General features: G+C 67.4%; 25 protein-coding genes. 17 read left to right on the top strand and 8 right to left on the bottom strand.

The window, feature by feature from the left end:
* The first annotated feature begins 32 nt into the window (after positions 1-32).
* The 8 genes from AB431_RS19430 to AB431_RS19395 all read left to right on the top strand — a co-directional run bounded on the left by AB431_RS19430 (position 33) and on the right by AB431_RS19395 (position 7,120).
* Positions 33-599 carry a hypothetical protein gene (locus AB431_RS19430; RefSeq protein WP_052960331.1) on the top strand — a complete coding sequence of 189 codons (567 nt, stop codon included), beginning with the start codon at positions 33-35 and terminating at the stop codon, positions 597-599.
* Between the two features lie 179 nt (positions 600-778).
* The gene (crtI, locus tag AB431_RS19425; protein ID WP_047331304.1) at positions 779-2,302 is read left to right on the top strand and encodes a phytoene desaturase family protein; all 1,524 of its coding nucleotides are present in this window, start codon (positions 779-781) and stop codon (positions 2,300-2,302) included.
* Positions 2,303-2,304: 2 nt separating this feature from the next.
* The gene (locus tag AB431_RS19420; RefSeq protein WP_047331303.1) at positions 2,305-3,225 is read left to right on the top strand and encodes a phytoene/squalene synthase family protein; all 921 of its coding nucleotides are present in this window, start codon (positions 2,305-2,307) and stop codon (positions 3,223-3,225) included.
* Positions 3,222-3,548: a lycopene cyclase domain-containing protein gene (locus tag AB431_RS19415; protein WP_047333604.1), complete on the top strand. Its 327-nt coding sequence runs from the start codon at positions 3,222-3,224 to the stop codon at positions 3,546-3,548. The genes AB431_RS19420 and AB431_RS19415 overlap by 4 nt, the downstream gene beginning before the upstream one ends.
* Positions 3,545-3,877, top strand: a complete 333-nt coding sequence (locus tag AB431_RS19410) for a lycopene cyclase domain-containing protein (protein WP_047331302.1) — start codon at positions 3,545-3,547, stop codon at positions 3,875-3,877. Before AB431_RS19415 ends, AB431_RS19410 begins: the two co-directional genes overlap by 4 nt.
* On the top strand, positions 3,874-4,599 hold the full coding sequence (locus AB431_RS19405) for a class I SAM-dependent methyltransferase (protein ID WP_047331301.1): 726 nt from the start codon (positions 3,874-3,876) through the stop codon (positions 4,597-4,599). The genes AB431_RS19410 and AB431_RS19405 overlap by 4 nt, the downstream gene beginning before the upstream one ends.
* A complete protein-coding gene (locus AB431_RS19400) occupies positions 4,596-6,128 on the top strand; it encodes an FAD-dependent oxidoreductase (protein WP_047331300.1) in 1,533 nt (510 codons plus the stop codon). Before AB431_RS19405 ends, AB431_RS19400 begins: the two co-directional genes overlap by 4 nt.
* Complete coding sequence (locus AB431_RS19395; RefSeq protein ID WP_047331299.1) at positions 6,125-7,120, top strand: DUF5914 domain-containing protein; 996 nt, start codon at positions 6,125-6,127, stop codon at positions 7,118-7,120. The genes AB431_RS19400 and AB431_RS19395 overlap by 4 nt, the downstream gene beginning before the upstream one ends.
* On the opposite strand, the gene AB431_RS19390 is transcribed toward AB431_RS19395, so the two are convergent.
* Entirely contained in the window at positions 7,117-8,055 is a 939-nt protein-coding gene (locus tag AB431_RS19390) for an NADP-dependent oxidoreductase (RefSeq protein WP_047331298.1), read from the bottom strand. The genes AB431_RS19395 and AB431_RS19390 overlap by 4 nt on opposite strands.
* Before the next feature lie 94 nt (positions 8,056-8,149).
* On the opposite strand from AB431_RS19390, the gene AB431_RS19385 reads away from it, so the two are divergent.
* The 3 genes from AB431_RS19385 (at position 8,150) to AB431_RS19375 (ending at position 11,582) form a co-directional block, all read left to right on the top strand.
* Positions 8,150-8,653: a MarR family winged helix-turn-helix transcriptional regulator gene (locus AB431_RS19385; protein ID WP_047331297.1), complete on the top strand. Its 504-nt coding sequence runs from the start codon at positions 8,150-8,152 to the stop codon at positions 8,651-8,653.
* 35 nt (positions 8,654-8,688) lie between these two features.
* Positions 8,689-9,759, top strand: coding sequence for a dihydrodipicolinate reductase (locus AB431_RS19380; RefSeq protein ID WP_047331296.1), 1,071 nt, complete (start codon positions 8,689-8,691; stop codon positions 9,757-9,759).
* Positions 9,760-9,863: 104 nt separating this feature from the next.
* Complete coding sequence (locus AB431_RS19375; protein WP_047331295.1) at positions 9,864-11,582, top strand: Hsp70 family protein; 1,719 nt, start codon at positions 9,864-9,866, stop codon at positions 11,580-11,582.
* On the opposite strand, the gene AB431_RS19370 is transcribed toward AB431_RS19375, so the two are convergent.
* From AB431_RS19370 to AB431_RS19360, 3 genes are read right to left on the bottom strand one after another with little or no spacing between them, the layout of a single operon-like run.
* Positions 11,579-12,691 (bottom strand): SAM-dependent methyltransferase, encoded by a 1,113-nt coding sequence (locus tag AB431_RS19370; RefSeq protein WP_047331294.1) that lies wholly within the window; start codon positions 12,689-12,691, stop codon positions 11,579-11,581. The genes AB431_RS19375 and AB431_RS19370 overlap by 4 nt on opposite strands.
* 1 nt (position 12,692) lies before the next feature.
* Positions 12,693-12,932, bottom strand: a complete 240-nt coding sequence (locus AB431_RS19365; RefSeq protein WP_047331293.1) for a hypothetical protein — start codon at positions 12,930-12,932, stop codon at positions 12,693-12,695.
* 45 nt (positions 12,933-12,977) lie between these two features.
* Positions 12,978-13,925 (bottom strand): SDR family oxidoreductase, encoded by a 948-nt coding sequence (locus AB431_RS19360; protein ID WP_047331292.1) that lies wholly within the window; start codon positions 13,923-13,925, stop codon positions 12,978-12,980.
* A 64-nt stretch (positions 13,926-13,989) separates the two neighbouring features.
* Between AB431_RS19360 and AB431_RS19355 the strand changes: the two genes are divergently transcribed.
* Genes AB431_RS19355 through AB431_RS19345 form a run of 3 tightly spaced genes read left to right on the top strand, consistent with a single transcriptional unit; the run spans position 13,990 to position 16,600 of the window.
* Positions 13,990-14,664: a TetR/AcrR family transcriptional regulator gene (locus tag AB431_RS19355; protein WP_047331291.1), complete on the top strand. Its 675-nt coding sequence runs from the start codon at positions 13,990-13,992 to the stop codon at positions 14,662-14,664.
* A gap of 14 nt (positions 14,665-14,678) precedes the next feature.
* Entirely contained in the window at positions 14,679-15,401 is a 723-nt protein-coding gene (locus AB431_RS19350) for an SHOCT domain-containing protein (protein ID WP_047333603.1), read from the top strand.
* Positions 15,402-15,412: 11 nt separating this feature from the next.
* Positions 15,413-16,600, top strand: a complete 1,188-nt coding sequence (locus AB431_RS19345; RefSeq protein WP_047331290.1) for a zinc-binding dehydrogenase — start codon at positions 15,413-15,415, stop codon at positions 16,598-16,600.
* Positions 16,601-16,603: 3 nt separating this feature from the next.
* On the opposite strand, the gene AB431_RS19340 is transcribed toward AB431_RS19345, so the two are convergent.
* Both AB431_RS19340 and AB431_RS19335 read right to left on the bottom strand, forming a co-directional pair.
* The gene (locus AB431_RS19340) at positions 16,604-16,831 is read right to left on the bottom strand and encodes a 2-hydroxymuconate tautomerase family protein (RefSeq protein ID WP_047331289.1); all 228 of its coding nucleotides are present in this window, start codon (positions 16,829-16,831) and stop codon (positions 16,604-16,606) included.
* A complete protein-coding gene (locus tag AB431_RS19335) occupies positions 16,740-17,456 on the bottom strand; it encodes a carboxymuconolactone decarboxylase family protein (RefSeq protein ID WP_082135921.1) in 717 nt (238 codons plus the stop codon). The genes AB431_RS19340 and AB431_RS19335 overlap by 92 nt, the downstream gene beginning before the upstream one ends.
* A 39-nt stretch (positions 17,457-17,495) precedes the next feature.
* Between AB431_RS19335 and AB431_RS19330 the strand changes: the two genes are divergently transcribed.
* Entirely contained in the window at positions 17,496-17,828 is a 333-nt protein-coding gene (locus AB431_RS19330; protein WP_047331288.1) for a helix-turn-helix domain-containing protein, read from the top strand.
* Here AB431_RS19330 and AB431_RS19325 read toward each other — a convergent pair.
* Together AB431_RS19325 and AB431_RS19320 are read right to left on the bottom strand one after the other, a co-directional pair.
* Entirely contained in the window at positions 17,825-18,448 is a 624-nt protein-coding gene (locus AB431_RS19325; protein WP_047331287.1) for an MBL fold metallo-hydrolase, read from the bottom strand. The two genes, AB431_RS19330 and AB431_RS19325, sit on opposite strands and share 4 nt — an antisense overlap.
* Positions 18,445-19,530, bottom strand: coding sequence for an S-(hydroxymethyl)mycothiol dehydrogenase (locus AB431_RS19320; protein WP_047331286.1), 1,086 nt, complete (start codon positions 19,528-19,530; stop codon positions 18,445-18,447). Before AB431_RS19320 ends, AB431_RS19325 begins: the two co-directional genes overlap by 4 nt.
* 69 nt (positions 19,531-19,599) lie before the next feature.
* Here AB431_RS19320 and AB431_RS29610 point away from each other — a divergent pair, with 69 nt between their 5' ends.
* Both AB431_RS29610 and AB431_RS19310 read left to right on the top strand, forming a co-directional pair.
* Entirely contained in the window at positions 19,600-20,556 is a 957-nt protein-coding gene (locus tag AB431_RS29610; RefSeq protein ID WP_144418312.1) for a lipopolysaccharide assembly protein LapB, read from the top strand.
* Positions 20,557-20,566: 10 nt separating this feature from the next.
* Positions 20,567-21,394: a serine hydrolase gene (locus AB431_RS19310; RefSeq protein ID WP_047331285.1), complete on the top strand. Its 828-nt coding sequence runs from the start codon at positions 20,567-20,569 to the stop codon at positions 21,392-21,394.
* Positions 21,395-21,495: the final 101 nt, after the last annotated feature.

The following is a 21,495-nucleotide window of genomic DNA, read 5'->3' as shown; positions in this document are numbered from 1 at the left end:
ATAATCGGCGCGGGTCAGGGACCGGAGGGGACATGATTTCCGTAGTGCGCGCGTTGGCCGCGGCGGTTCTGTTCATCGGTGCACCAGTGGGACTGGCCGTCCCCGCAGCCGCTGACCAGCCGTTGGAGGGCAGCTACACCTACACCGAAGCCGGTCTGCCGCCGGCTACCTGGACGTTCTCGCCGACCTGCGTGCCGGTGTGCCCGGTCAGCAGCCCGGAGTGCACCCGGCCCTTCGGCGCGGGCGGGCCGACCGGGTGCGTGTTGCACATGTCCAGTTCGACGGCGCAGCACATCAACCGCGACGAGCGGGAGATGAACTTCGGCGCTACCGCGCGCATCGTCAACGGAACGTGGAGCTTCACCTACCCACAGCCCGAGGGCGTGCGCTGCCCGGACGGCAGCTACGCGCTGTCGACCGACACCTACGCCTTCGACGACGCCAGCTTGACCGGCACCCACACCGTCACCTGGACGCCCGAGTGCGGCATGCAGGCGGGGATGACCAAGACGCCGTTCACGCTGTCCTACACGGGCCCGTTGCCCGCACCGGTGACCCGCTACCCACTGCAATGCTCGCAGTTCGGTATCTGCAGCTAGAGGCGCTACAACAAAAATTACGCGTGCGTGACCAAGTGCCCTCGCCTACGGCGCGGGGACCGTTACTCGCCTTGAATGGAGACGACACCGCAGCCATCTGATTGCAAGTGCATCCGGCGGGGTATCGCCTAGGGGCTCGGCCGGGGCGAACCAAGCCCTTGGCGAGAGAGGAGCGTTTGATGCGTAGCGTCCCGGGCGCCACTGATCATGTCGTGGTGGTGGGCGCGGGCCTGTCGGGGCTGTCAGCAGCGCTGCAACTCGCCGGTCGCGGGCGATCGGTCACCGTGCTCGAGCGCCACTTGTTCCCGGGTGGCCGGATGGGGCAGGCCGACATCGCCGGTTACCGCATCGATACCGGTCCGACCGTGCTGACGATGCCGGACATCATCTCCGACGCGTTCGCCGCGGTCGGCGCTTCGATGGCCGATCACCTCGAGCTGGAGTTGGTCGCTCCGGCTTACCGCGCCAGCTTCGCCGACGGCGGCGCGCTGGACGTGCACCCCGATGCCGCCACGATGGCCGCGGCCATCGAAGCGTTCGCCGGGCCGGAGCAGGCGGCCGGCTACCTGAGACTGCGGGCCTGGCTCACCAAGCTCTACCAGCTGGAATTCGACGGCTTCATCGCGGCCAACTTCTCCTCGCCGTTGTCGCTGCTGACCCCGCAGCTGGCCCGGCTCGCCGCGATCGGCGGGTTCCGCGGCTGGGAACGGATGGTCAGCCGTTTCATCACCGACGAACGCGTGCAGCGGATCTTCACGTTCCAGGCGCTCTACGCCGGTGTCCCGCCCCAGCAGGCGCTGGCCGCCTACGCGGTGATCGCTTACATGGATACCGTTGCGGGCGTGTACTTTCCGCGCGGAGGCATGCGCGCGGTGCCGGAGGCCATGGCCGCCGCCGCGGCCGGGGCCGGCGTGCAGTTCCGCTACGGATCGACGGTGAGCGAGCTGGAGCGCTCCGGCTCCCGCGTGACCGCGGTGCGCACGGACGACGGTGAGCGAATCCCTTGTGACGCCGTGGTTCTCACCACCGAGCTGCCGCTGACCTACCAGCTGCTCGGCCGCACACCGCGGCGACCGATCAAGGTGCGGCCGGCGCCGTCGGCGGTCGTCGTGCACGTCGGTGTCCCCGCGGTCGGCGACCACTTGCTCCACCACAACATCAGCTTCGGGCACAACTGGGCGCGTACGTTCGACGAGATCATCCGCGACGGTGTGCTGATGAGCGATCCCTCGCTGCTGGTCACCAGGCCCACCGCGGGGGACCCGAGCCTCGCCCCGCCCGGTCGCGACCTGCTCTACGTCCTCGCTCCCGCGCCGAATCTGCAAGCGGGCGTGGTTGATTGGAAGTCGACCGGTGACAGCTATGCGCGTCAGGTGCTGGCCACCGCCGCCGACCGGCTGATGCCGGGGCTCGACAGCGACGCTGAGATCCTGGACGTCGTCACACCCGCGGACTGGGCTGCGCAGGGCATGGCCGCCGGGTCACCGTTCGCACTCGCGCACACCTTCGCCCAGACTGGTCCCTTCCGCCCCGCCAACCTCGTTCGCGGCATCGACAACGCGGTCCTGGCCGGCGGGTCGACCGTGCCCGGGGTCGGTATCCCGACGGCCGTGATCTCCGGGCGGCTGGCTGCCGACCGCGTGACCGGCGCCCTCACCGATCGTTCCGCCAAGAGCACTATCGTCAGCTCCGGAAGCAGGTAGCGATGATCCACACCGAGTTGCACGCCGCGGGCATCGACGACTCGCGACTGGTCGAGTCCTACCGCTATTGCCGGCGTCTCAACGCGCGGCACGGCCGGACCTACTTCCTGGCCACCCGGTTGCTGGCCCCGTCGCAGCGACCGCCGGTGCACGCGCTGTACGGGTTTGCGCGATACGCCGACGACATCCTCGACGACATGGACACCGACGCCACCACCGCCGACCGAGAGCGCCGCCTCGACGAGCTGTCGGACAAGTTCTTCAGCGGCGACGAGACCGAACCGGTGCTGGCCGCGGTCCTGCACACCGCCAGCACCTACCGCATCCCGCTGGACTTGTTCGAGGATTTCCTGACCTCGATGCGGATGGACCTGACAGTCACCGACTATCCGGACCGCGCGGCGCTGAATCACTACATGCGGGGTTCGGCCGCGGTCATCGGCCTGCAGATGCTGCCGATCCTCGGCACCGTCGGCCCCCCTGAGGAAGCCGCGCCCTACGCCGAGGCGCTCGGGCATGCGTTTCAGCTGACGAACTTCCTGCGCGATGTCGACGAGGACCTGGCCCGCGACCGCATCTACCTGCCCGCCGACGAACTGGCCGCCTTCGGTGTGGACCGCGAGCTGCTGACCTGGTGCCACGAGAATCAGCGCACCGATCCGAAAGTTCGTCGCGCGCTCACCGCGCAACACGACATCGCCCGGGGTGTCTATCGCCAGGCGCGCAAGGGCATCGCGCTGCTGGCTCCGCAGTCGCGGCCGTGCGTGACGACCGCGTTCACGCTGTACTCGGAAATTCTGGACCGCATCGAGGCCATCGATTTCGCAGTGTTCAGCCGACGCGCCTCGGTGGGGGTGGGTCGGCGTCTGCAGGTCTTCACCTCCGGACTGGTACGGGCCCACAACGCCCGCGGCGCCGCCTGATGGATCGCTGGCAGTACCTGATCGTGCTGGGCGCATGCCTGCTGATCACCGCGCCGTTGGAGATCTTCGGACCCGGGGTGTACCGCCAGCCGATGCGGGTGCTGCGTTCCGTCGCTCCGGTGGCCGTGGTATTCGTCATCTGGGACGCGATCGCGATCGCCGGTCACGTGTGGACATACAACCCGCGCTATATCAGCGGGGTGCACGTCGGTTTCGCGATCCCGCTGGAGGAGCTGCTGTTCTTCGTCGTGATCCCGATCTGCGGGCTGCTGACCTACTCGGCGGTGAGCGCGATTCTCGACACTGTGCGCAGGCGCCGATGAGCGGGCTGGGATACACGCTGCCCGCCGTCGTCGCGCTGATCGCGGTCATGGGGCTGGAATTGGCGATATTGCGCACCGGGTTGTTCACGAAGGCCGAATACTGGATATCGATGGGCATCGTGGTGGCATTCCAAGTGATTATCGACGGCTGGTTGACCAAGCTGTCGGCGCCGATCGTGATCTACAACGAGCAACACACCAGCGGCGTGCGCTTCCCGTGGGACATCCCGGTGGAAGACTTCGTATTCGGCTGGGCGATGGTCACCGCGGTCCTGTTGCTGTGGGTGAAGCAGCGGCCCCGTCGCGATGATGAGGGAGATCGATCGTGAGCGTGAGCAACAGCGGCCTGGATCGCGGCGAGGTCCCGGGCGCCTTCGATGTCGGCGCCCACGCGTACGACAAGCTGGTCGGCGCGAACCCCGGCTATCACGACCATCTGCGAATCTCCGCGCGACGGATGCGGATTCCGGGCGGCGGGCGTGGATTGCGACTGTTGGACGCGGGTTGCGGGACGGGCGCGTCCACGGCCGCGCTGCTGGATGCCGCCCCGCACGCCGAGATCGTCGCCGTCGACGCCTCGGCGGGCATGCTCGCCGAGGCTGGTGCCAAGCCATGGCCAGACTCGGTTCGCTTCGTGCACAGCCCGATCGAGACGATTGCCGACGCCGGGGTGCACGGTCCGTTCGACGGCATTTTCGCGGCGTACCTACTGCGTAACCTTGCCGACCCCGATGCTCAGCTGCGGACGTTCCGGGAGTTGCTGCGGCCGGGTGGGACGCTGGCCGTGCACGAGTACTCGGTGCGGGATTCCCGTGTCGCCGCCGCGATTTGGAATGCGGTGTGCTGGGGCATCATCATCCCGTCCGGCTGGCGGCAGACCCGGGACAGCACCCTGTATCGGCACCTGTGGCGCAGTGTGAACACGTTCGACGGCGCTGCCGCGTTCCAACGACGGCTGACCGCAGCGGGCTTCAACGGTGTGCACAGCGAAACCATGCCCGGCTGGCAGCGCGATATCGTGCATACCTTCTTGGGGGATGCACCACGATGATCGATCCCCGCCGTGTCACCCATCCGGCGCCCACCGGGGTGCCGCACGCTCACGCGTTGCCCGCCACACCGCACGTCGTCGTCGTGGGCGGCGGGATCGCGGGGCTCGCGGCGGCCACGGGACTGGCCGAACGTGGTGTCTCCGTGGAGATTCTGGAACGTCAGGACTATCTGGGTGGGCGAGTCGGCGGCTGGACCGAGCGGATTGCCGACGGCATGGACGTGGCCAACAATCGCGGCTTCCATGCGTTCTTCCGGCAGTACTACAACCTGCGGTCGTTGTTGCGCCGCACCGACCCCCACCTCGACCGACTGCGGGCGGTCGAGGACTATCCGCTGGTCGACGGTGAAGGGCGTCGCGACACCTTCCGCGGTCTGCCGAAGACCCCGCCGTGGAACGCGCTCGTCTTCGCCCTGCGCAGCCCGACCTTCCGGATGCGAGATTTGATGCGGCTCAATGCCGTTGCCGCCGCGCCCTTGGCCGCGGTTTCGGTACCGGAAATCTACTCCCAGCTCGACGGGCTCGATGCGGAGACCTTCCTGACCAACATCAATTTTCCGGTCGCGGCCCGCCATCTGGCGTTCGAGGTGTTCGCGCGCAGTTTCTTCGCCCGGCCGGAACGGCTGTCGGCGGCCGAGTTGGCGACGATGTTCCACATCTACTTCCTGGGCTCCAGCGAAGGTCTGGTCTTCGATGTCGCCGGGTCGAATTTCGACACAGCGTTGTGGGAACCGTTGGGCCAGTATCTGATCGAGCACAGTGTGCGGGTGCAGCGCGGTGTTTCGGCGAAATCGGTGACACTCGGCGGGAGCAGGGTGCTGCAGGTGCACGACTCGACCGGAACGACGATCGACGCCGACGGTGTCGTGCTGGCCACCGATGTCGCTGCGCTGCAACAGATCGTCGCGGCCTCGCCGGGCCTCGGCGACGACACCTGGCGTGACCAGGTGACGCAACTGCAGACCGCACCGCCGTTCGTGGTGCAGCGACTGTGGCTGGACCGCCCGGTCAACGCCGACCGTCCAGCATTCCTGGGAACCGGGGGACTGGACCCCGTCGACAACATCAGCGTGGTCAGCAGCTACGAAAGCCAGGCCGCCGAATGGGCGCGCGCCCATGGCGGTTCGGTGGTCGAGGTGCATTCCTACTCGGTTGGCGACTCGCCACAGTCGGAACTTCGCGAGCGCATGCTGGCCCGGCTGCACCAGCTCTACCCGGAGACCGCGGCGGCCGGCATCGTGGGCGAGACGCTGCTGCTCCGCGACGACTGCCCGTTGTTCTGGCCGGGGGCCTTTGCGAACCGGCCGACCGTCGAGACCCCGGTCGCCGGCCTGATGCTGGCCGGCGACGGCATCCGCATCGACCTGCCGGTGGCGTTGATGGAGCGGGCGGCCACCACCGGGTGGTCGGCAGCCAACCGACTGCTCGCCGGCTGGGGGATCGCCGGGCACACCCTGCACACCGTGCCGGTGCAGGGACGCTCACCGGTTCTGCGCCGGCTCGCCAGCCGAGAGAGGCGTGCCTCATGAGTTTCCGATCCCGCATGAAATCGATTCCGCTGCAGGTTATCCCGAAGTCCGACTGGGCTCGCCAGCGGCCCACCTATCAGGATGCCCAGCCCGCGCTCATCAACGCCGCACTCCGCCGCGCCGAAGGCCGGGCGAGCGGTAACTGGTATGTCTTCGGCGCCAGCACCGATGTGCGCGCCAACCGGCCGTTCGGCGCAACCGTAGGCGGGCTGGAGATCGTCGCGTGGCGAGATCAGCAGCGCCGCTTGCATGTCGGGCCGGCGGCTTGCCCCCATCTCGGCGCCGACCTGGCAGCAGGAAAGGTGGAGTGCGGCGGCTTGATCTGCCCGTGGCATGGGCTGCGGCTCGAGGGCGGACGCGAATTCGGCTGGAAGCCGTTGCCCGCCCACGACGACGGTGTGCTGGTGTGGGTCCGACTGGACAAGGTAGGCGGTGAACACCCGCTGGACGCCCCGGTGATCCCGGCCCGCCCCGCCGGGGCGCGGCTGGCGGCGGTGACCCGACTGGACGGCGTGTGCGAACCGTCCGACATCATCGCCAACCGCCTCGACCCATGGCACGGCGCCTGGTTCCACCCGTATTCGTTCACCCAGTTGGAGGTGTTGAGCGCGCCTGCGGTCGATGCCGAGGAGGACGCCGACCGGTTCCTGGTGGCGGTGACGTTCCGCATGGGGCGCCTCGGTGTGCCGGTGATCGCCGAATTCACCGCACCGGAACCGCGAACCATCGTCATGCGGATCGTCGACGGCGAGGGCGTCGGCAGTGTCGTCGAAACCCATGCGACTCCGATCGGGCCGGGCCGCGACGGGCGGCCGCGCACAGCGGTGATCGAAGCCGTCGTAGCACAGTCCGACCGCACGGGCTTCCGTCATTCGCTGCGCGCGGCGCCACTCATCACCCCGTTGATGCGGCTGGCCGCAACCCGCCTGTGGCGTGACGACCTCGCCTACGCCGAGCGATTATTCGCCTTGCGCGAGAACGCATCCGGCTAGCCGGCTGTCAGGATCGTCTTGCCGGGCAGCCGGCCCGCGTCGGCGTCGGCATGCACTGCGGCGATCTCGGACAAGGGTCGGCGATCCGCGACCTCGATCAGCAGTTGGCCGGCATCCACCCGGGCGACGAGGCCGGCGAGTTGCGCGGCGTCGCTGCGGACGAACACCCGCTGGCTGCGCACTCCCCGCGGCGGAGTCTGCGGGCCTGCGGTCATGGTGCCGACCAGGAAGCCGCCGTCGGTCACCAGGCCCGCCAGTGCCACGTCCTGTTCCGGCGTGGTGCTGACGAGATTCAGTATCACGTCGAACGGCTGTCCATCCACCGTGACCGGGGCGGCCGAGTAGTCGAGGTAGTCGATCAGGCGATCGGCGCCGTAACCGCGAAGCCGGTCGGCGGCGGCCGCCTTCGCGGTCGCGGTGACGACGGCGCCGGCCCGCTTGGCGAGCTGAATCGCGTAACCGCCGACCGCTCCGCCTGCGCCGTTGATCAGGATGGTCTGCCCTGCCGTCAACCCGGCCACCTCGAACAGGGCCTGCCAGGCGGTGAGGCCGACGGTCGGTAGAGCGGCGGAGTCGGCCAGCGGCAACGACTTTGGAGCCGCGGCCAACACCTCAGCCGGCGCGAGCACATACTCGGCGGCCGCGCCGCGCGCGTTCATCGGCAGTAAACCAACCACCGCGTCGCCGATCTGCCGACCGGTGACGCGAGCGCCGAGTTCGGCGATCGTGCCCGCCACATCGATGCCGGGCACGTGCGGGAAGGTGATCGGGAAGACGTCGGACAGGTAGCCGCCGCGGATCCCGGCGTCGACCGGGTTGAACGACGTCGCGGCGACTTTGACCAGAACCTGGCCGGCGCCGGGCATCGGCCGCTCGATGTCGTCGTAGCGCAGAACGTCGGCGTCGCCGTAACGGTGGTAGAGCGCTGCCCTCATGATGATCTCCCGTCGTTGAGTGCTTCGAATTCGAAGCAGTTATGCAATCGACAACTTGCTTCGACTTCGAAACATTCCTGGCTACGATGACTGGGTGGCCAAGGCACTCGAGCCCTCGCAGATGCGCACCTACTTCGCCCTCACCGAGGCGGCGAGCCTGCTTCAGTACACCGTCCAACAGCAGCTGCGAGCCGACGGCGGCCTGAGCTACGTCCAGTTCGAGATCCTGGCCAAACTCGTCGATGCCGCGCGTCCTATGACCATGACCGAACTGGCAGATGGTGTGGTGTACAGCCGCAGCGGGCTGACCCATCAGGCCGGAATCCTGGAAGCCGACGGCCTGATCACCCGCCAGGCCAGCGCCGCGGACCAGCGCGCCACCATCGTGACCATCACGAAGGCGGGCCGGCACCGTCTCGCCCACGTGCTGCCCGGCCACATCGAGGTCGTCCGCGGACTGCTGTTCGACGAGCTTTCGGTCCACGACGTCCGTGTCCTCGGCGACCTGATGACCCGCATTCGCGACCACATGCGGGACCAGCCGCCCCGATCCGCCGCAGCGCGAAAGAGCCGCGGATCCAGCGATCGGGACAACTGAACTAACCCGAGCGACAACCCGGCTAACCTCCGTCCATGGCCAAGCGCGTCGTGATCTGGGGTACTGGTTTCGTCGGCCGGATGGTCATCCCCGAAGTGCTGGACCATCCCGACTTCGAACTGGTCGGCGTCGGTGTGAGCAACCCGGCCAAGGTGGGCGTCGACGTAGGGGAGATCTGCGGCATCGGCGACGTCGGCATCACGGCCACCGACGACGTCGACGCGCTGATCGCGTTGAAGCCCGATGCGCTGGTGCACTACGGGCCGACCGCTGCGCAGGCCGATGCCAACATCGACCTGATCGGGCGTTTCCTGCACGCCGGCATCGATGTCTGCTCGACCGCGATGACGCCGTGGGTGTGGCCGAAGATGCACCTCAACCCGCCGAACTGGATCGACCCCATCACCCGGGCCTGCGAGGCGGGACAGTCGTCATGCTTCACCACCGGCATCGACCCGGGCTTCGCCAACGACCTGTTCCCGATGACGCTCATGGGCCTGACCTCCCAGGTGAGCCTGGTCCGCGCCTCCGAGCTGTTGGACTACACGAACTACGAGGGCGACTACGAGTTCGAGATGGGCATCGGGCGCGAGCCCGAGTTCGAGCCCCTGCTGCAGAACTCCGACATTCTGGTGTTCGCCTGGGGTGCGACGGTGCCGATGATCGCCTACGCCGCCGGCATCGAGCTCGACGAGATCACCACCACCTGGGACAAATGGGTCACTCCAACCGAGCGCAAGACCGTCAAGGGCGTCATACCGGCCGGCCATGTCGCGGCAGTCCGGTTCACGATCAACGGCGTCTACAAAGGCGAGATCCGCATCCAGCTCGAGCACGTCAACCGCATCGGCCAGGACGCCGCCCCGGACTGGCCGTCGGGCACCCAGGACGACGTCTACCGCGTCGACATCCAGGGCACTCCCAGCATCTTCCAGGAGACTGCGTTCAGGTTCACCGACGGTTCGGGACGGGACGCCGCGACTGCGGGTTGCCTGTCGACCGGGCTGCGCGCGCTCAACGCAGTCCCGGCTGTCAATGACCTGCCGCCAGGCTGGGTCACCCCGTTGGACCTGCCCCTGATTCCGGGCCGCGGCACTATTCGCTGACGTAACGTCCCACGGCTTCGGATCGACATATTCGATGAATCCGAAGATCGCGCTGGGGTTGCCCGCATGCCCATGTTGCAGGCTGGGCGCCCGGATTGGACGACATGACAGACCCAACGAGGCCGGCGGTCGGCCTGTCGGTCGGGGCAACCACACTGGCCGCAGTCACACCGGATAACTCGGTCACCCGACCTCCCGTCATCACGCTGCCCAGCGGTGTGGTGATCAGTGACTTCGTCGACCGCGTCGGCGACCCGGTCGGGATCGTGGCGTCCGACGGCTCGGTGCACCACGCAGAAACTTTGCTGGCCGAAGCGCTGCGTGCGCTGGCCTATGCCGCGACGGCGGGGCGGCCACTGCCGCCCACCGCGGCGTTCACGTACCCCGCGCACTGGCGGCCAAGTGCGGTCGACGCGCTGCGCCGCGCCGTTCGGCAGGTTCCCGAGTGGTCGGCCGAGGAGCCGCTGTTCATCCCGGACACCACCGCCGCCCTGACCGCACTCGCCGCCAATCCCGGGCTGCCCACCCGGGGCGTGATCGCGCTATGCGATTTCGGTGGCAGCGGAACGTCGATCACCTTGGTCGACGGCGCCACGTCCGCGCCGATCGCGCCGACCCTGCGGCACCCCGACTTCTCCGGCGACCTCATCGACCAGGGCCTGTTGGCCCACGTGATCGCGGAACTATCGGCCGGCGGATCGCTCGACATCACCGGCACCTCGGCGATCGGGTCGCTGACCCGGTTGCGGGCCGAGTGCCGCGCAGCCAAGGAACGGCTGTCGACGGTCACGGTGACAGCTCTGCCCGCAGAACTGCCCAACTTCCGCGGTGACGTGCGGCTCACCCGCACCGAGCTCGACGGCGCGATGGGCCACGCGCTGAACGAGTTCACCGCACTCCTGCAGGACACCCTGGCCCGCAACGGCGTGCGGCCGAGCCACCTATCGGCGGTGGCCTCGATCGGCGGTGCCGCCGCGATGCCGGTTATCACCACGACCCTGTCCGAGCACCTGCGCGTTCCGGTGATCACCACCCCGCGGCCGGCTCTCACCGGTGCCATCGGCGGCGCGCTGCGTGCAACCCGCGGACCGGCCGATGACAGCGCCACCGCGTTGGCGCCGGCGCCGGTTGTACCGGTCGCCCCGTTCGACCCCGCACCGGCCCCCGCCACCGGTGTCGCGCTGGCCTGGTCAGAGGCGCCCGATGGGCCGGACCCGGTGCCCGCCGTCGAATCGGTGCCACCGTCCGGCGTACGACCGCTGTTGGACTTCGAGCCGGACCCCGAGCCGGCCGGCTCGGCAGAAGCCGCGCCTGCCTGGTACCGCCGGCCGATGCCGGTGGTCGCAGCGGCGCTGCTGGTGATCCTGATGGCCGGCGCGGGAACTGCGGTCGCGCTGCGAGCCGACAGCAGCTCCGAGCCCGTCACGCCCGCACCGAGCGTGACCACCACCCCGCAGGCCGCCGCGCCCGCCGCGCCCGCGCCGGCGCCGGCCGGTGACCCGACGGCAGCGCCGGTGCAGAACCAGGCGGTGCAACAGGCCCCGCCACCTCAGACGGTGGTGCAGCAGGCACCCGCGCCGGTGACCCAGACCCAGGTCGTGCAGGCGCCGCCGCCGCCACCACCACCGCCGCCGGTCACCGAGACACAGACGACGACGGTCGTCACCACCGAGGTATCCACGCCGCCGCCGGTGACGCAGACCGAGACCCAGACCGTTCCGCCGCCGACCCAGCAGTCGCAGCCGCCGCGATACATCCCGACGATTCCGCCGATCCCGACGATTCCGGGCCTGCCGCAGATCTTCGTGCAGCCGCCGGCCTAGGCTGACCGGCGCCGCTTCTCCAGCACGACGAGCGCCAGCGGGATCGACATCTGCGCGGGTGCCGCGGTGAGCGCAGCGGCCAGGGCGGCGTGCAGCTGGTCGACGAAATCGCGGCGCCGCTTACTGCGCCGGTCACGGCCCCGCCCGGCGTCAGCGTCGGCGTCGACTGCGGCGGCGAGCGTGGGAAACATCGAATCACGAAGGAAGTCAGCCCAATTCGTGCCGAAGGCGGCGGCATCGTTGTCCTTCTGGTACTGCGCCCAGAATCGGTCCTCGCCGTTGAACAGTTCCAGGTCTTCGATCGATAGACCTTCGAATCGACCCGACGGATGGAACGGGGCGCGAAAGTCCTTCTCGTCGCGGCCGACCGAGGGGATCGACATGCGATGCACCTCGTCGGGGGTGATCAGGCCGTCGCTGACGAATTGGTCCAAGGCCGTCATGATGGCCGCGAAAGCAGCCTCGAATCCTGAGGTGCCATCAGGTTTGAGGCCGACGGTCAGCACCAGCAGCCGGCCGCCGGGCGCCAGTTCACGACCGCGGAAAGCGATGAAGTCCCGCCAGTCCTCGGCGGCCTGGCGAGCGTAGGCGCGGCGTGCGTCGGCGTCGGCGCTGTAGGAGATCTCGACATGGTCGGGGATCGGCATCGACACTTGGCGCAACCAGTGGATAGCCCACGAACTCCAGCCCAGCACGATGCTGTCCGAGGGCAGGATCTGGCCGTAGAACGAGCGCCCCACCACCGAGGCGTAGGTGGCCGGATCCTTCTTCAGGTAGCTGTCCTGGTCGTCGGCCAGCGTGGAAAACAGGGCGGTGAAATCGTTGCCCGGCACGTCGGTGTGGGCGACCAGGATCGCGTGGTCGGAGCGGGTGCGTTTGCGGATGATGTCGATGGCCGCCCCGATCGGCAGCAGCGAGTTGTAGCCCGTCGCCGCCCCGTAGTCGGCGATAGCGATGGGCTGCGGCGCCCTGGGAATCGTGATGTGGCGGGCCGCTTCTTCGAATCGGGCTGTGGCAGTTCGTAATCCGGCTGCCTGTAATCGTGACGATTCGGTGTAGGTGTGGCTGCCCATCGGCTGTGGGCGCACCACGTTGCTGGATTCGCGCATGTCAGCTCCTGCGACGACGGTGCAGCAGCAGCCCGACCACGAGGCCCACGACCGCCATCGCTGTCAGCAGCAGCCACATCGGGTATTCGACGGTGATCCAGAGGACGTGTACCCGCTGTCGCTCGCGATTCTGGGCGATGAAGATCGTCGCCAGCACCACCAGGGTGATGGCCAGCCAGTAGCGCAGAGCGAAGCGCCGCACCGCGCCTCCGGCGGGCTTGTCAGCTTCGTCTCTGGACATCGCAACCTCCCCGTTCGTCAGACGGTTGACGTTAGTCGCTGTCAGCTACTCCGTCGGATAAGTCACGCCGGTGAGCTTCTCGGACAACTCCCACAGCCGCCGGCAATCCTCGACGTCGGCGGCCCGGCCGGGGATGACCGCCTCGGTGACTCCGCCGCCCGCCAGCTCCTGGAAGCCGCGGGGACCGTAGAACTCGGCGCCGCGGGCCTTCGGGTCGGCGGCCGCATACAGCACCGGCACGATGCCTTCGTCGACCTCCTGCCACATGAACGGCAGGTAGCGCCAACTGAACTGGTAGAACCGCGCCAACGCGGTGGGCTTCTCGCGGCCGTGCGAGGGTCCGCTGATCTGGAGGTTCGTCTTGCACAGGCCGGGGTGGGCGGCGTTGGACAGCACACCCCATCCCAGCCGTCGGCTGAGCCGGTCGAGTTCGAGGGCGAACATCAACGTCGCGATCTTGGACTGGCCGTAGGACAGATTCGCCGAGTAGCCGCGCTCGAAGTTGGGATCCTCGAAGTTGATTCGCCCGAAGCGGGCCGCCAGGCTGCTCAAGGACACCACTCGGGGATTGTCGGCGGCACGCAGTAGCGGTAGCAGATGGGCGGTCAGCGCGAAGTGGCCGAGGTGGTTGCTGCCGAACTGCAGCTCGAAACCGTCGGAGGTGGTGTCACGCTGCGGCGGCTGCATGACGCCGGCGTTGTTGACCAGGATGTCGATCGGCCGGCCTTCGGAATTGAGCTCCTCGCCGAGCGCGGCGACGCTGGCCAGCGATGACAGGTCCAGATTCTTGATGGTGAGGTTGGCCTCGGGGACGTCTTTGCGGATCTCGGCGATCGCCGCCTCGCCCTTGGCGCGGTTGCGGATAGCCATGACCACGTCGGCACCGGCAGCGGCGAAGCGTTTGGTGACGCCGAGTCCCAGGCCGCTGTTGGCGCCGGTGACGACGGCATGTTTCCCGGAGAGGTCGGGGATGGTGAGCGCGAGGGCAGTCATGTCGGCGACATTAACAGAACAATGGTCTGATAACAAGAGAACGGTGGTCTGCTAAATTGGAGCCGTGACCTCGACGTTCCAGCGCGCCCGCCGGCCCGAGCAGTTGGCCGCCCGGCGCTTGGCGATCCTCACGGCGGCGCGTGCCGCGCTGTCCGGCAAGCGGGTCGACGAGGTCACGCTGCGCGACATCAGCGAACAGGTCGGCCTGGCGAAGTCCAACGTGCTGCGCTACTTCGACAGTCGGGAAGCGATTTTTCTGGAACTGCTCGACGAGGAGTGCCGTGACTGGCTCGCCGAGCTGGAGGAGCGGCTTGGACGACCGCGGGCGCGGAAAGCGGAGTATGCCAACGAGATTCGCTTCGCCGGGATCGTCGCCGACACGCTGGTGGAACGGCGGTTGCTGTGCGAGTTGCTCGGCGCGATGGCCGGTGTGCTGGAGCGCAACATCTCCGAGACCTATGCCCGCGACTTCAAGGTCCGGGCGATGCAGAGCATCGCGGCCGTATCCGACCTGGCCGGGCGGCAGCTGCCGTGGCTGCCCGCTGAGTTCGTGGCGTTCTTCGGTGAGGGTGCGTTGAGTCTGGTGGCCGGCATGTATCCGTTTTCGATACCGACCGACCCGGTGCGTCGGGTGATCGACGAGCTCGGCTTCCCCGACCCGCATGCCCGGTTCGTCGACGGGCTGCGCACCGGGTTGGTGACCTGGCTGATAGGAGCCGCGGCGCAAAGCCCGGCGTGACACACTTTCTCACCATGGCCGGCACCAAGACTGTTTCCCGCATTCTGACGCTCTCGGGAATCTTGATGATGGTGATCGGCGGCGTCGGCTTCATCATCGTGATGGTCCTCAACGCGTTCGTGCTCGACGAGTTCGATGCCTACGGCGAGGTGCCGATCCCCGGCTCGAGTCAGGTGCAGCTGCCCGCCGGACCGGCGCAGATCAGTTTCCACACCTCGGTGACCGGTTCACCGTCGAGCGGCTTCCCATTGCCCACGTTGCGATTGAACATCGTGCCGCCGGCCGGGGTGGCCGATCCGGTGCTGACGGAAAACCATGGCACCCTAACAACAGTCAACAGCGACACCCACATCCGGATCTGGACTGCCGAGATCCCGGCGGCCGGCACCTACCAGATCCGCACCGACGGGCAGGTGAACGGCTACATCAACCCCCGGCTGGCGTTCGGCAAGGAAAGCGGGTCGGGATATCTGCCCTGGGTCTTCGGGGGAATCTTCGGACTCGGCCTGCTCGATCTGATCGCGTCGCTGTTCCTGCGCAAGCAGCGGCCGCTGAGCCAGCCGCTGCCCTTCGTTGCCGACCCGCCACCGGGGCCGTTCACCCCGACCAATCACTACACGCCTACCGATCAGGGGGTGCGGCTGGAGCAACTGAAAACGCTGGCCGCCCTGCGTGATTCCGGTGCATTGACGCAAGACGAATTCGATGCGGAGAAGCGCCGGATCCTCGGCGAGTAGGCTCGGGCGGCGTGAGGGCTGTCAGCTGTGTACATGGAGCGTTGTCGGTGGTCGAGTTGCCCGACCCGGTGCCCGACGACGGTCAGCTGGTGGTCAACGTCGCCAGCTGCGGCATCTGTGGATCGGATCTGCATGCCAAGGACCATGCCGACGAAGTGCGCAGCAACGCCGAAGAGATGGGCTACCACGACTTCATGCGCAGCGACACCCCGGTGGTGATGGGCCACGAATTCGCCGGGGAGGTCGCCGACCGCGGTCGTAAGACCCCGAAGGAATTCAGGGTCGGGACCCGGGTGGTGTCCTTCCCGCTCGTGCGAGGTCACGGCGGTGTGCACCTGACCGGGCTGTCCCCGCTCGCGCCGGGCGGGTACGCCGAGCAGGTCCTGGTCCAGGCGGCCATGACGTTCCCGGTTCCCAACGGTCTGTCTCTGGACATCGCGGCGCTCACAGAGCCGATGGCGGTCGCGTTGCACGCCGTGCACCGAAGTGAGATCAAGAAGGGCGACACCGCGATCGTGATCGGATGTGGCCCAGTTGGTTTGGGGATCATCTGCCAGCTCAGGGCGGTGGGAGTGAGCACCATCATTGCCAGCGACTTCTCCGCGGGCCGCCGGGCGCTGGCGTCCCGGTGCGGCGCACACGTCGTGGTCGACCCGAAGGTGGACTCGCCCTACGACAAGGGATCGGGCGCGCTCCGCGATGCCCCGACCCTGTATGAGACGGGCATGAGTGCCATGGAGAAACTGCGGAAGCTTCCCGGCTGGCAACACGTTTACCGTGCCGCGAGCGCGCTCGGTGCGGTGGGACCCAAGCGGCCGGTGATCTTTGAATGCGTCGGTGTTCCCGGCGTCCTCGACGGGATCATCGGTGCGGCGCCGCTGAACTCACGGGTGGTCGTCGCCGGGGTGTGCATGGGTGCCGACCGAATGCGGCCGTCGATGGCCAACGTCAAAGAAATCGACCTACGGTTCGTATTCGCTTACACGCCACTGGAATTCCGCGACACCCTGCACATGCTGGCCGACGGCAAGCTCGACGTCTCCGCGATGCTCACCGGCAAGGTCGGTCTGGACGGCGTCGCGGCGGCCTTTGAGGCGCTGGGTGACCCGGAGCAGCACGCGAAGATCCTCGTCGATCCTTACAGCACGGTGACACACCTCCCGGCGAACGGTCCAACGGTCGAACGCCGGGAGGGATGATCACTATCCGACGGGTTGGCCCGCGGCGAGTGCCCTGACGTCGGCAGCGTGCAGTGGATTACCGCCGACGCCCCAGTCACCACTGGTGACCTCCTCGACGACCACCCAGGTGACAGCCCGCATGTTCTCGCCCTCGATCTCAACCATGGCGTCGGTCACCTTCCGGATGATCTCCTGCTTCTGCGTCGCCGAGAACACTCCTTCGATGACCTTCACGTTGACGAATGGCATCGTCTTCTCCTTTTCTATTCTCCTGCCGGCCAGCGGAATTGCCGGCCGGAACTGTTGCTCGCGGCATGTCCGCGAAGCGTGGTGTGTTCGGTTCGAGCGGTAGTCGAAGTCCGTTGACGAGGTAACTGACCATGCGGTAGTAGCCGGCAAGCATGAGCAATTCGATGATCGACTCGACCGAGTGGTAGCGGAGGAGGCTTTCCCACAGGTCGTCGTCGACACTGCAGGAATCCTGCAAGCTGTCGCACAGTCGGATGAGTACTCGGTCCTCGTCGGGCCAATGTTCGTCGTTCGCATCGCTTTTGACGAGTGATGCGATCTGCGGTGCATCTAGCCCGGCCTTGGTGGCATACGCCGCTACGTGCACGCCCCATTCGTATTCGGCACCGCACTGTGCGGTTGTGCGGTCGATGACGATCTCGCGCTGCCGGATGGTCAGGTGTCCCCGATCGAGAAGTCCCGAGTTGAACAACTTGAAGAACAGGCGACGATCGCGGGCCAATGTTGTGAACAGAACCAGCGGTTCCTTACCTCGCATGATTGCGTCGATGGCGCCGTGGATGTCCGCGGGGAGTGGAGCGGAGGCCGGGGCAACCCGGGCGCTATGATTATTATAGCGTGTCATGGTTGCGACGATACCCACGCGTGCTACAAAATGTAAAGCATGGATGTTCCCAAGCTTGGCCGGCCGGCGCGTGGCTCGTCGACCGGGCGCCCGATCATGGTCGTTCTCGACGTGCTCGGTAGGCGCGGCGCGCTTCGCGTGTTGTGGGAATTGCGTGACGGACCATTGAATTTCCGCGCGCTTCAGGAGGCGTGCGAAACCAATCCCGGCTCGCTCAACGCGCGCCTGAAGGATTTACGCGAGCTTGGCACCGTCGCGCACGAGGACGGCGGCTACCGGCTCAGTGACAGTGGTCGTAGCCTCATGAAGACTCTCAATAATCTCCAAAGCTGGTCTGAGGACTGGGCCTCAGGCGCTAAGCGGAAGAGCTAACTGCCTTTGGCCGCCCAGTCGTCGTAGTTCACCAGCTCGTCGCCGATCCGCGTGGTGTCCCCGTGGCCGGTGTAGACGACGGTGTCGGCAGGCAGCTTGCCCAGCTTGTTCTTGATCGAGCCGAGAATGGTCGGGAAATCAGAGAACGAGCGGCCGGTCGCGCCGGGCCCGCCCTGGAAGAGCGTATCGCCGGAGAACACCGCTCCCAGCGCCGGGGCGTACAGGCAGGTGGAGCCGGGGGAGTGCCCGGGCGTGGCGATGGCGTGTAACTCGATTCCGTCTGCTTTGAGCACCTGGCCGTCTTCGAGCGTGCCAAAAGCCTTGTCGCCGTGTGTCATTTGCCACAATATGTCGTCGGCGGGGTTCAGCAGGACCGGGGCGTCGAGATCGGCTGATAACTGCGGTGCGACGGTGATGTGGTCGTTGTGGCCGTGGGTGCACACCACCGCGACGACGTGACGGTTGCCGACGGCGTCCTCAATGGCCTTGGCGTTGTGGGCGGCGTCGATGACGATCACCTCTGAGGAGTCACCGACAATCCAGATGTTGTTGTCGACTTCCCAACTGCCGCCGTCGAGTTCGAAGGTTCCGTGGGTGACAACCCGCTCGATGCCGCTCACAGCACGACCACCGAGCGCAAGACCTCGCCCACGTGCATCTTGTGGAAGGCGTCTTCGATGGCGTCCAGGCCGATGCGTTCGGAGACGAATTTCTCGAGCGGCAGCCGACCTTCGCGATAGAGGCTGATCAGGGTCGGGAAGTCGCGCTCCGGCAGGCAGTCGCCGTACCACGACGACTTCAGCGATCCGCCGCGGGAGAAGAAATCGACCAGCGGCATGTCCAGGCGCATGTCCGGGGTCGGAACACCCACCAGCACAACGGTTCCTGCCAAGTCACGGGCGTAAAAGGCTTGCTTCCACGTCTCCGGGCGCCCGACGGCGTCGATCACCACGTCGGCGCCGAAGCCGTCGGTCAAGTCCTGGATGGTCTCGACCGGGTCGAGTTCTTTGGCATTGATGGTGTGGGTGGCGCCGAATTCGCGGGCCCAGTCCAGCTTCTTGTCGTCGGTGTCCACGGCGATGATCTTCTTGGCGCCGACCAGGGCGGCCCCAGCGATCGCGGCATCGCCGACGCCGCCGCAGCCGATGACGGCGACGGTGTCGTCGCGGCCCACGTTGCCGGTGTTGACCGCCGCACCCAGCCCGGCCATCACGCCGCAGCCCAGTAGCCCGGCAACGGCGGGGTCGGCCTCGGGATCGACCTTGGTGCACTGTCCTTGGTGGACGAGGGTCTTGTCGGCGAAGGCCCCGATGCCCAGTGCGGGGGTCAGTTCGGTGCCGTCGGTCAGCGTCATCTTCTGGGCGGCATTGTGGGTGTCAAAGCAGTACCAGGGGCGTCCGCGCTTGCAGGCGCGGCACTGGCCGCACACCGCTCGCCAGTTCAGGATCACGAAGTCACCGGGCTCGACATTGGTGACGCCCGCCCCCACCGACTCCACGGTGCCGGCGGCCTCGTGGCCGAGCAGGAAGGGGTACTCGTCGTTGATCCCGCCCTCGCGGTAGGTCAGATCGGTGTGGCACACCCCGCAGGCGATGACGTCGACGACCACCTCGCCCGGGCCCGGGTCGGGGATCACGATGTCCACCAATTCGACGGGCTGCTTCTTCGACCGAGAGATCACACCACGCACTGTCTGACTCATGGGCCAAACACTAGCGCGGCGGATGCCGAATGCGCCGTGCGTGTCCCGGTCGGGAGATACGGTGGAGACTTGCTTACCGCGATACTTCAAACCCAGGCCGACCTGCTGATCACGGCCCGTGCCGCCTACCGCGGCGGCGACTTCGAGACCAGCTACGCGGCGTTCTCCCGTGCCGGTGCTGTGGGGCCGCTGACGGTCGACGATCTCGATGCGATGGCGACCGCCGCGGGCCGGCTCGGCCACGGCCGTGAGGCGATGCGCGTGGGTGAACTCGTCTATGTCCGACTGGCGCGGACCGATCCGAATGCGGCCGCAGGCAAGGCGGTCGAGCTCGGCTCGGCGTGGTTGTCGCGCGGCGAGGTGGCCATCGGTCAGAGCTGGATTCGCCAGGCGCGCGGCCTGTTGGCCGATGTCGGAGGGGGGCCGGTGCTGGTCAAGCTGACACACCTGGAGACCATCGTGGCGGTGCTCGGCGACAACGCCGACCTTGCTGCCGAAGGCTCTGCTGTCCTGCGGGAGTTGTCGCTGGAGAACGAGCAGTCCGCGGTGGCCGGCGAGGCGTACTACCAGCTCGGCGAGATCCGACGGCGCCGCGGCGACATCGACGGGGCGTTCGCGGCGTACGCCCGGGCGCAGGAGTTGGGCGCCGTGCCGCAGCCCGGTGTGGCGCTATTGCGCTGTGCGCTGGGCGATGTGGACACCGCGCAGACGGAGGTGCGGTCTGCGATCGCGGTGGCAGATCCGCGTGATCTGCCGCGCCTGCTGCGTGGTGCGGCCCAGATTGCCTTCGCAGCAGGTGAACTCGATGAGGTTGAGCACTATCTGCGTGAGTTGGAGTCTGTCGGCGACGTCGATCCGGTGCTGCGCGGGGCGGTGCTGGTGCGCCGCGGCCGCTATCGCGAAGCGCTGACGGTGCTGCGGGCGGCGCTGCGAGAGCCGCGGCTGCGGGAGTCGGCATCTGCGGTGGCCGAGGTCCATGGGTGGATCGAGAAGGCCTACAACGGTCTGCTGACCGCCCCCGCGTAACCTGCTCTTGATGGCCACGCCACTCGACTCGATCGCCGACTGGCCGTGTTCGGCCGCAGCCGCCGCGGTGGTGGGCAGCACCGGGGTGCTCGCCGAATACGGCGACACCACTCATCAGTTTCGGCTGGCATCGGTGACCAAGCCGCTCGCGGCGCGCGCTGCCCAGGTGGCGATCGAAGAGGGTGTGGTGGAGCTGGACACCCCCGCGGGTCCCGAGGGCAGCACGGTCCGGCATCTGCTGTCGCACGCCTCGGGGCTCTCGATGCACTCCGCGGAGTTGATGGCCGAGCCCGGCAAACGGCGGGTGTATTCCAACTACGGCTTTCAGGTGCTGGCCGAGACGATCGAAGCCAACTCCGGGATCGAGTTCGGTCGGTATCTGGCCGAGGCGGTCTTCGAACCCCTGGGCATGACGGCGTCGCGGCTGGAGGGTGGCGCCGAGGCGGCCGGCTACGGCGGTATCTCCACGGTGGCCGACCTCGTCGCATTCGCAGTGGACCTGCTGGCGCCGACGACCGTGTCGGCGCAGCTGCACGAACAGGCGATCAGCGTGCAGTTTCCCGGTCTGACCGGGGTGTTGCCCGGCTTCGGCGTCCAGCGGCCCAATGACTGGGGGCTGGGCTTCGAGATTCGTGACGACAAATCGCCCCATTGGACGGGTTCGTCGAACTCGCCGAGGACGTTCGGCCATTTCGGCCAGACGGGCACGTTCATCTGGGTGGATCCGGAGCGGGCATTGTCGCTGGTCGCGCTCACGGAGCGGGATTTCGACGACTGGGCCAGGCCGCTGTGGCCGGCGATCTCTGATGAAGTTCTGAGAGAGTACGGGCCGCACTAGCGCAACACAGGCCTCACAAGGCACAATAAACACGCACGACACACTGCACACTTTGGAAACACCAGGTCGTTGGGGAAGACGTCCCTCGTGGAGCCGAAGGA

It is taken from the genome of Mycobacterium sp. EPa45, from assembly GCF_001021385.1.
GTDB lineage: Bacteria > Actinomycetota > Actinomycetes > Mycobacteriales > Mycobacteriaceae > Mycobacterium.
Note: the sequence above shows the minus strand (reverse complement) of the source record. Positions and strands in the feature narration are given on the sequence as shown.

Coding starts and splice junctions, on each gene's coding strand:
- AB431_RS19360 (WP_047331292.1), bottom strand. CDS start 13,925: ATGACTGCCCTCGCGCTCACCATCCCCGACCTCTCCGGGAAACATGCC.
- AB431_RS19320 (WP_047331286.1), bottom strand. CDS start 19,530: ATGAGTCAGACAGTGCGTGGTGTGATCTCTCGGTCGAAGAAGCAGCCC.
- AB431_RS19365 (WP_047331293.1), bottom strand. CDS start 12,932: ATGTCCAGAGACGAAGCTGACAAGCCCGCCGGAGGCGCGGTGCGGCGC.
- AB431_RS19395 (WP_047331299.1), top strand. CDS start 6,125: ATGAGTTTCCGATCCCGCATGAAATCGATTCCGCTGCAGGTTATCCCG.
- AB431_RS19310 (WP_047331285.1), top strand. CDS start 20,567: ATGGCCACGCCACTCGACTCGATCGCCGACTGGCCGTGTTCGGCCGCA.
- AB431_RS19390 (WP_047331298.1), bottom strand. CDS start 8,055: ATGAGGGCAGCGCTCTACCACCGTTACGGCGACGCCGACGTTCTGCGC.
- AB431_RS19420 (WP_047331303.1), top strand. CDS start 2,305: ATGATCCACACCGAGTTGCACGCCGCGGGCATCGACGACTCGCGACTG.
- AB431_RS19335 (WP_082135921.1), bottom strand. CDS start 17,456: ATGACACGCTATAATAATCATAGCGCCCGGGTTGCCCCGGCCTCCGCT.
- crtI (WP_047331304.1), top strand. CDS start 779: ATGCGTAGCGTCCCGGGCGCCACTGATCATGTCGTGGTGGTGGGCGCG.
- AB431_RS19410 (WP_047331302.1), top strand. CDS start 3,545: ATGAGCGGGCTGGGATACACGCTGCCCGCCGTCGTCGCGCTGATCGCG.
- AB431_RS19350 (WP_047333603.1), top strand. CDS start 14,679: ATGGCCGGCACCAAGACTGTTTCCCGCATTCTGACGCTCTCGGGAATC.
- AB431_RS19340 (WP_047331289.1), bottom strand. CDS start 16,831: ATGCCATTCGTCAACGTGAAGGTCATCGAAGGAGTGTTCTCGGCGACG.
- AB431_RS19375 (WP_047331295.1), top strand. CDS start 9,864: ATGACAGACCCAACGAGGCCGGCGGTCGGCCTGTCGGTCGGGGCAACC.
- AB431_RS19380 (WP_047331296.1), top strand. CDS start 8,689: ATGGCCAAGCGCGTCGTGATCTGGGGTACTGGTTTCGTCGGCCGGATG.
- AB431_RS19400 (WP_047331300.1), top strand. CDS start 4,596: ATGATCGATCCCCGCCGTGTCACCCATCCGGCGCCCACCGGGGTGCCG.
- AB431_RS19330 (WP_047331288.1), top strand. CDS start 17,496: ATGGATGTTCCCAAGCTTGGCCGGCCGGCGCGTGGCTCGTCGACCGGG.
- AB431_RS19430 (WP_052960331.1), top strand. CDS start 33: ATGATTTCCGTAGTGCGCGCGTTGGCCGCGGCGGTTCTGTTCATCGGT.
- AB431_RS19370 (WP_047331294.1), bottom strand. CDS start 12,691: ATGCGCGAATCCAGCAACGTGGTGCGCCCACAGCCGATGGGCAGCCAC.